This window comes from Terriglobales bacterium (assembly GCA_035937135.1).
Lineage (GTDB): Bacteria > Acidobacteriota > Terriglobia > Terriglobales > Acidobacteriaceae > DASYVL01.
The window spans coordinates 1-8,733 of the sequence record DASYVL010000095.1; the positions used below are offsets into that span (position 1 = coordinate 1).

The following is an 8,733-nucleotide window of genomic DNA, read 5'->3' on the forward strand; positions in this document are numbered from 1 at the left end:
TCCTGCTCGACGCTCTGCGCGAGGACCTGGGCCTCACCGGCTCCAAGCGCGGCTGCGACGACAGCTCCTGCGGCGCCTGCACGGTGCTGCTCGACGGCACGCCCGTTCTCTCCTGCACCATGCTGGCAGGGAGCTGCGCCTCGGCCGCCGACCGCAACGACGACCGCAACTACGAGATCACTACCATCGAAGGCGTGGCCGAGCACGGCGCGCTGGCTGCCATCCAGAAGGCGTATGGCGATTGGGGCGGGGCGCAGTGCGGCTTCTGCACTCCCGGCTTCCTGATGACGGTGAAGGCGCTGCTGGCGCGCAATCCCGAGCCCACGGACGACGACGTCCGCCACGCCCTGAGCGGCAACCTGTGCCGCTGCACCGGATATTCGCAGATGTACCAGGCGGTGAAGGCGGCGGTGGAGGCGGAGCAGAAGGGAATGGCGGCGACGAAATGAGCAACTTCTCCATCATCGGCAAACCGGTGGCAATGATTGACTCCGCCGGGAAGACCACGGGCGCGGGCAAGTATACCGACGACCTCACGGTCCCGGGGATGCTCATCGGGAAGATCCTGCACTCGCCGCATCCGCACGCCCGCATCAAGCGCATTGACGCCGCCAAGGCGCTGGCGCTTGAGGGTGTGGTCGCGGTGGTCACCGGGGCGGACGCCCCCAACAAGTACGGCATCCTGCCCGTGGGTCACGACGAGACCGCGCTGGCGGTGGATAAGGTCCGCTACATCGGCGACAACGTCGCCTGCGTGGCCGCCGTCTCAGAAGCAATCGCCGAAGAGGCCTGCCAGCTCATTGACGTGGAGTACGAGGTCCTGCCCGCCTACTTCGATCCGGAAGATTCGATGAAAGCGGAAACCGACCTCATCCACGACCATAAGGCCCACAACCTGGAGAAGGATTACCACCACGTCTTCGGCGATCCGGAGAAGGGCTTCGCCGAAGCCGAGCACATCGCCGAGGCCCGCTACATCGCCAACGAGGTGACGCATGCGGCCATGGAGCCGCACTCGACGCTAGCCTCCTTCGAGCTCGACCCGCACACCGGGAAGATGGGACGGCTGACTGTGTGGTCCTCGACGCAAGTGCCGTACTACCTGCAGCACAAGCTCTCGCTGGTGCTGGAGCTGCCCATGTCGCAGATCCGGGTGATCAAGCCGCTGGTGGGCGGCGGCTTCGGCGGCAAGTCGGAGGTCATCCCGCTGGAGATCATCGCGGCGGTGGCGGCGCGCGCCGCCCAGGCGCCGGTGAAGATCACATATACGCGTGAGGAGGTCTTCTGGGCGCACCGCGGACGCCCGCGCACCATCATCGACCTGAAGACGGGCGTGAAGCGCGACGGGCGCATCACCGCCGTGGCCGCGCGCGTGGTGCAGGACGGCGGCGCCTACTGCAGCTACGGCGTGGTGACCATCCTTTATTCCGGGGCGCTCTTGGGCGCTCTCTACGACATTCCCAACATCCGCTACGACGGCTACCGGGTGCTCACCAACAAGCCGGCCTGCGGCGCCATGCGCGGGCACGGCACGGTCAACGTTCGCTTCGCCTTCGAGTCGCAACTGGACGAGATCTGCGCCGCGCTCTCGCTCGACCCGGCCGCCATCCGCCGCGTCAATCTGCTGAAGCCGCCCTGCATCACCGTGAACGGCCTGCGGGTACAGAGCTACGGCCTGCCGGAGTGCGTGGAGAAAGTGGTCGAACGCTCCGGGTGGCAGGCGCGCAAAGGGAAGCTGGGCCGCGGGCGCGGGCTGGGCCTGGGATGCAGCCACTACGTCAGCGGGGCGGCGAGCTCTATCATCCGCTCCGACATGCCACATTCGACGGTGAACATCAAGATCGACCGCGACGGCGGCGTGGTGGTCTATACCGGCGCCGCGGAGATCGGCCAGGGCTCGGACACCATGACCGCGCAGGTCGCAGCGGAAGTCCTGGGCTGCTCGCTGGGACGGGTGAAGGTGGTGGCCGCCGACACCGACCTCACGCCCATCGACATCGGGTCGTATTCCAGCCGCGTGACGTTCATGGCAGGCAACGCCACGCTGCGCGCCGCCGAGGATGTGAAGAAGCAGATCGTCTCCGCGGCCGCGAAGAAGATGGGATGCGCGCCGGAAGAGGTCGTCCTGCGGGACGACCTGGTGACCCGCAAGGGCGAGGCTGTGGCTCCGCCCGCGGCTGATGCGGCCACAGTGGCCGGCCGGGTGGACGGACAGGTGCTGCGTGGCTCCATCCAGCAGAAGCGCAAGGACGAAGGTCCCAGGGACCGCATGACCTTCGAGGAGGCGGTGGTGGCTGCCATCGATTTCCACGGTGCGCTCACCGGGACCGGCTCCTACGCGCCGCCGCAGGAGGCTCGCGGCGGCAAGTACAAGGGCGGGGGCGTGGGACCGTCTCCGGCGTACTCCTACGCCGCGCAGGTGGCCGAGGTTTCGGTGGACGAAGAGACGGGTGTGGTCATCGTCCACAAGGTCTGGGCGGCGCACGACTGCGGCCGCGCGCTGAATCCCGTGGCGGTCGAGGGCCAGGTGATCGGCTCGGTCTGGATGGGTATGGGGCAGGCGCTTCTGGAAGAAATGGTCTGGAAGGACGGCCTGCTGATGAACCCCGGGCTGCTCGAGTATCGCTCGCCGTCTTCGGTCGAGTCGCCTGAGGTGGAGTGCATCATCGTAGAGAGCGTGGACCCGGAAGGCCCGTTCGGCGCCAAGGAGTGCAGCGAAGGTTCGCTGGCAGCGACTATCCCGGCGATTTCAAACGCCATCTACGACGCCGTGGGCGTTCGACTGCGCGAAGTGCCGTTTACCCCGGAGCGCGTTCTGGCGGCGCTGCGCGACCAGAAGGGTGCCAAGAAGCTGAACCTGACCGAAGGCGTGGACCCCACCCGGCCGACGAAGTTCCGCGAGCACGGCGGCGCCCTGTGGTTCAAGGGTAAAGGCCCGGAGCGTCACGTGAACGATCCAGCGCGGCGGGCGGCGCCAGTCCCGGGAGGTGACGATTGAGCCTTCCCAACTTTAAGCTGCTGCGGCCGCGGACGATGGAGGACGCGCTCCGCTTCCTGCATCGCTTTGGCAACGAGTTGCAGATCGTCGCCGGCGGGACCGACCTCATCCCCTCGCTGCGGCAGCGGCTGTTCGCGCCCGCCTACGTCATGGATATCCGCGGCATCAGCGAACTGGAAGGCATCCGGGTGCGCGCCGGGGAGGGCGTGGAGATCGGGGCGCTAACCACGCTGACCGCCATCGAGGACTCGAGCTTCCTCCACCGCAACTACCCGGTGCTGCACGAGGCGGCGAAGACCGTGGCCTCGCCCATCCTCAGGAACATGGGCACGATCGGCGGGAACATATGCCTGGACACGCGCTGCCTCTGGTACAACCAGTCGCTCACCTGGCGGCAGTCCTGCGGCTTCTGCATCAAGAAGGATGGCGACCTCTGCCACGTGGCCCCGGGCGGGTCGAAGTGCTGGGCCGCGTTCTCAGGTGACACGCCGCCGGCGCTGCTCTGCCTGGGCGCGGAGATCGAGATTGCCGGCCCGGACGGCACGCGCCGCGTGCCGCTGGCGGACTTCTACACCAACGACGGCGTCGCACGCATGAAGCTGGATAAGAATGAGATGCTGACGCGCGTCTTCCTGCCGGAATCTGCTGCGGGCTATCGCGGCGTCTATCAGAAGCTGCGCATGCGCGGCTCCATTGACTATCCGCTGGCGGGTGTTGCCGTGGTGGTGAAGAAGAACGGCCGCATCGAGGACGCCAAAGTCGCACTTACGGCGGTGAATCCGGCGCCGCTGCTGATTTTGGGCGCCGGGCACGCGCTTATCGGCAAGAGCACCAGCGACGAGCTGGAGCACGCGGCGACTGTGGTGGGCGAGCTGGCGGCCAGCACGGCCAAGCCGCTCACGACTTCGGCGCTCACGCCCGAGTACCGGCGGGAGATGATCCGCGTTTTCACCAGGCGGGCGGTGCTGGCGGCGGTAGGTTCCTAGACAGATGATCACTGACTGCCACATCCACATCCAGCCCGTCGAGATGTTCAAGCCGGCAGCGCTCGCGGCGATGAAGAAGAAGCGGGCGAACTTCGACCAGATCGTCGAGTTCTGTCGCTCGCCCAAGGCCTTCCTCAAACATCTGGACGCAGCGGGCGTGGACCGCGCCGTGCTCATCAACTACGTGGCGCCTGAGGTCATCGGCTTCACGCCCGAGGTCAACCCCTTCGTCGCCAACTACGTGAAAGAAGACCCGAAGCGGCTCATCCCCTGCGGCAGCATCCATCCGCGGCATACCAAGAACGTGCTGGCGGACGTGGCGCAGGTGTTGCGCCTGGGCATCCGCATGATCAAGATCCACCCGCCGCACCAGTTGCTGTTTCCCAACGACTACCTAAACGGGGTGAAGGAGCTGGAGATCATCTACCGGGCGGCGGAGGCCAACGGCATCCCGGTGATGTTCCACACCGGGACCTCCATCTTCCCCGGCGCGCGCAACAAGTTCGGCGACCCCATCCACGTGGACGACGTGGCCGTGGATTTCCCCAAGCTGAAGATCCTGCTGGCGCACGGCGGCCGGCCGCTGTGGATGGAGACCGCGTTTTTCCTGGTGCGGCGGCATCCCAACGTCTATCTCGACATCTCGGGCATCCCGCCCAAGTCGTTATTGAAGTATTTCCCGCGCCTGGAGGAGATTGCGGCGAAGACCCTCTTCGGCACGGATTGGCCGGGGCCGGGCGTGCCCGACATCAAGCAGAACCTCGAGCAGTTCCGCGCCCTGCCGCTCTCCGAGGCAGCCCGGGAGCAGATTCTCTCCAAGACGGCGCTTACCCTCTGGCCCGCCTGACCTCACAAAGGAAAAGGCCCGCGTCCGAAGACGCAGGCCCGAGAGAAACTGCTTGGCCTAGTCCTTGCCAACCGCTGCGGCCGGCTTGGCCTTGGGCATCGGCTTGGTCTTGGCCTTGGGTTGCGGCCCGGCCAGCTCGTCAGCCAGCTCGGTAGCGCCGTAGATGCTCCGCAGCGCCTCGCTGATGCCGCGGGCATCCACGGACACGGAGCGGCCGATGTCGTCCGAGTACATGAAGTTCCAGGGCAGCGACTGGATGTTGCCGTCGAAGATGATGCCCACCACCTCGCCCGCCTTGTTGACCACCGGGCTGCCGGAGTTGCCGCCGATGATGTCCGGCGTGGAGGTGAAGTTCAACGGAGTGGAGAGATTCACCTTGCCCTTGTTCTTCATCCAGCTTTCGGGGAGTTGGTAGGGGTCGGTGTTGCCCTTCTCCGCGGCGTGCTTGTAGGCCCCGCCCATGGTGGTGAAGTAGGGAACGTGCGTGCCCTCGGGGACGATGCCCTGGCCGTCCTCGACGAAGCCGCGGACGTCGCCGTAGCTCAGCCGCAGGGTGAAGGTAGCGTCGGGAGGCATCTCCAGGCCGCCGGCGGCGAAACGAGCCTTGGCCAGCAGCGCGCCGTTGCGGCGGACGACGGCGTCCACCTGGTCGTCGTACTGTTTGCGCACCTTGCGGGCCTCGCCGTCGATGGAGCGCATCAGGACGATGAGCGAGTCGGTGCTGGCGTCCACCGCGGCCACGCCGCCCTGGTAGAGATGCTTGCGCAGGGCGACGTCATCCAGCTTGGTGTTGGCGATGGCGTCCTTGGCGACCTCGGCCGGCGTCCGTCCGCCCAGTGCCTGCTTCACCGCCGGATGGTCGGCGCCCAGGTTCTCCTGCATCTCGGCGAGGGACTCGGTGAGGATCACGGTCTCGAGCGCCTTGTAAACCGGAGCGGTCGAGAACAGTTGTTGTTCGAGAGAGGCCAGGCCGGAGTCGCGGTACTCGCGCATGCGCTCGCCGTTAGGCTTCTGCTTCTCCGCCGTGGCCCGCAGCAGGGCGCGGGCGAAGAAGGTCAGGTTGCCGCGGAACCCGGCGCGGCGCTCCAGAAAGGTGAGCGGCAGGTAGATCTGCTTGCTCACAGCCATGGCTTGCGCCACCTCGTCCCAGGCGGCCCCGAACTGCTGCTTCTTTGCGGGATCAGTCTCGACTGCGGCGCGCAGCTTCTTCTCCGCATCCGCCTTCTTGGCCATCAACGCGGGGTCCAGCAAGCCGCCCTGGTAGCCGGTGACCGCCTTGAAGGAGTTCTCGATGCTGAAGATGTCCTCGCGGGCGATGCGGGCATTCTCCTCCGAGCCTGCGGCGAAGGCCTTCAGCGCCTGCAGACGCTGCTTGTAGGTCTTGAGCAGGAAGGGAAAGTTGACGTCGCGGGCGAACTCCATCTGCGCCAGCGTATTGTCGCGTCCGGTGGAGCCGGGGTTGCCGGGGACAAACACCAGGTCGCCGTCGCGTACCCCCGCCCGGGTCCAGTTGAAGAAGTGCGTCAGGTTGGCCGGCTTGTCGTTCTCATAGACGCGGAAGAAGGTGATGTCCAGGTCGTAGCGCGGGAACTCGAAGTTGTCAGGGTCGCCGCCGAAAAAGGCGATCATGAACTCGGGCGCGAACACCAGGCGGACGTCGGTGTACTTCTTGTATTTGTAAAGGTGGTAGCGGCCGCCCGAGTAGAGGGTGATGACGTCGCAGCGCAGGTGGGTCGAATCGGCGCACTCCTTCTCGATGGCGGACATGATGGCGCGTTGCGCCTGTCCCGCCTCGGCGACGGACATGTCAGGCTTGGCCGCCCCGCTGACCTTGTCGGTGACGTCCTCGATGCTCATGAGCACGTTCAACTCCAGGTCGGGACACTTGGCCTCCTCGGCGCGTGTGCGGGCGTAGAAGCCGCTCTTCATGTAGTCCTTGCCGCCGGTGGAAAGCGACTGGACGCACCCCGCGCCCACGTGGTGGTTGGTGAAGGTGAGGCCGTCGGCAGAGACGAACGACCCAGAGCCGCCGTTATTGAAGCGCACCGAAGAGAGCCGCACGTGGTCGAGCCACGCGTCGCTGGGCTCGAATCCGTATTTGGCTTTGATTTTCTGCTTGGGTGCGGCGTTGAACAGCCACATGCCTTCGTCCGCCGCCGCGGCGGCGCTCAAAAACAGCAGCAGGAATAGGGCGAGGAAACGTCGGGTCATAATGAGAGTTCCAAAGAAGCGGCCCACAGACGCGTGCGCCGCGGATTGTATAACCCACTGAATATATAAGGACTAGAGGGGTCATGCAACGAAGAAGAGGACGGGCCCAGGGCGGGAGGGGCGTCCGATGCAGCGGGCTCCGCCGGTTGGAAACGGGCGCGAGTTAGAGTATAAAAATAGTGCCCGTCGTTCGACCGCGGTTTCCCCGCCGCTGGAAGCGTTGGGCCCGGCTTGGAATCTCAGCAGGAGAGGAAACGTATGGCCGCCAGCGCGCCCGCCAAAGGACTGGAAGGGATTGTCGCCGCCACTTCGAGCATCTGCTACATCGACGGCGAGAAGGGCGTCCTGGCCTATCGTGGCATTGACATCCACGAGCTGGCCGACCATTCCACCTTCGAAGAGACTTGCTATTTGCTGTGGTTCGGACGCCTGCCCTCGGCCAAGGAACTGGAGGAACTGCGCGCCAGCATGGCGGCCGAGCGCAAGTTGGATTCCGCCATCTTCAACCTGCTGCGGGGGTTGCCGTCGCAATCGGTCCCCATGGAGGTGCTGCGCACCGCGGTCTCGGCGCTCTCCTTCTACGATCCCGACGAGGCGGTGAACGACCACGAGGCCAACGTGCGCAAGGCCATCCGCCTGACCTCGCAGATCGCCATGATTGTGGCTGCCTACGACCGCATCCGCAAAGGGAAGAACGTGGTGTCGCCGGACCACTCGCTCTCCCACGCCGCCAACTTCCTGCTGATGCTGAACGGCGAGAAGCCGTCGGAAACCGCGGAAAAAGCCCTGGACATCGCCCTCATCCTGCACGCCGACCATGAGCTGAACGCCTCGACCTTCGCCGCCCGGGTGATCGCGGCCACGCTTTCGGACATGCACTCGGCCATCACCGGCGCCATCGGGGCGCTGAAGGGCCCGCTGCACGGCGGCGCCAATGAAGAGGTCATGAAGCTGCTGTTTGCGGTGGAGAAGGCGGGCGAGGACCCGGTGGAGCACGTGAAGCAAATGCTGGCCACCAAGAAGAAAGTCCCTGGCTTCGGCCACCGCGTCTATCACACCGAGGACCCGCGAGCCACGCACCTGCGCAAGATGTCGGAGGACCTGGGCAAGACGAGCGGCAACTCCAAGTGGTTCGAGTGGTCCCGCGCCATCGAGCTGTACATCAACCGCGAGAAGAAACTGAACGCCAACGTGGATTTCTACTCGGCCTCCACTTACACCACGCTGGGCATCGACGTGGACCTGTTCACGCCCATCTTCGCCGTGTCGCGCATCTCGGGCTGGGCGGCGCACGTTATCGAGCAGCTCGACGACAACCGGCTCATCCGCCCGCGCGCCGACTACGTCGGCCCCAAGTACCCCAACCCTTACGTGCCCATCGAGCGCCGCTAAGCGGGCGGCCTTGCAGGCGTAAAATAGACCCTATGCGCCGGGTGTATCTCGACAACAACGCGACCACGCCCGTTCTCCCCGAGGTGCTGGAGGCGATGCGGCCGTACTTTGCCGAGCAGTTCGGCAATGCCTCGTCCATCCACCACCATGGGCAGCAGACGCGGGCGGCGGTGGAGCGCGCGCGCGAGTCAGTGGCGGAACTGCTCGGCTGCCGCGCCGCCGAGGTCGTCTTCACCAGCGGAGGCACGGAGGCGGACAACCTCGCGCTTTTCGGTCTGGTGGAGAAGGGCGACCACGTG

7 protein-coding genes are annotated in these 8,733 nt (G+C 65.8%); 6 read left to right on the forward strand and 1 reads right to left on the reverse strand.

Annotated elements, in window-relative coordinates; genetic code table 11:
- The 4 genes from VGQ94_05790 to VGQ94_05805 all read left to right on the forward strand — a co-directional run.
- Positions 1-449, forward strand: a 449-nt coding sequence (locus tag VGQ94_05790; GenBank protein HEV2022022.1) for a (2Fe-2S)-binding protein, incomplete at its 5' end; no start/stop codon positions are given.
- Positions 446-2,998 (forward strand): molybdopterin cofactor-binding domain-containing protein, encoded by a 2,553-nt coding sequence (locus VGQ94_05795; GenBank protein ID HEV2022023.1) that lies wholly within the window; start codon positions 446-448, stop codon positions 2,996-2,998. The genes VGQ94_05790 and VGQ94_05795, both read left to right, overlap by 4 nt.
- A complete protein-coding gene (locus tag VGQ94_05800) occupies positions 2,995-3,984 on the forward strand; it encodes an FAD binding domain-containing protein (protein ID HEV2022024.1) in 990 nt (329 codons plus the stop codon). The genes VGQ94_05795 and VGQ94_05800 overlap by 4 nt, the downstream gene beginning before the upstream one ends.
- A 4-nt stretch (positions 3,985-3,988) precedes the next feature.
- Complete coding sequence (locus VGQ94_05805; protein ID HEV2022025.1) at positions 3,989-4,831, forward strand: amidohydrolase family protein; 843 nt, start codon at positions 3,989-3,991, stop codon at positions 4,829-4,831.
- Positions 4,832-4,888: 57 nt separating this feature from the next.
- On the opposite strand, the gene VGQ94_05810 is transcribed toward VGQ94_05805, so the two are convergent.
- Positions 4,889-7,042, reverse strand: coding sequence for a S46 family peptidase (locus VGQ94_05810; GenBank protein ID HEV2022026.1), 2,154 nt, complete (start codon positions 7,040-7,042; stop codon positions 4,889-4,891).
- A gap of 258 nt (positions 7,043-7,300) precedes the next feature.
- Here VGQ94_05810 and VGQ94_05815 point away from each other — a divergent pair, with 258 nt between their 5' ends.
- Both VGQ94_05815 and VGQ94_05820 read left to right on the forward strand, forming a co-directional pair.
- Positions 7,301-8,434, forward strand: coding sequence for a citrate synthase (locus tag VGQ94_05815; GenBank protein ID HEV2022027.1), 1,134 nt, complete (start codon positions 7,301-7,303; stop codon positions 8,432-8,434).
- 32 nt (positions 8,435-8,466) lie between these two features.
- Positions 8,467-8,733: aminotransferase class V-fold PLP-dependent enzyme (locus VGQ94_05820; GenBank protein HEV2022028.1), on the forward strand; the 267-nt coding region annotated here is incomplete at its 3' end.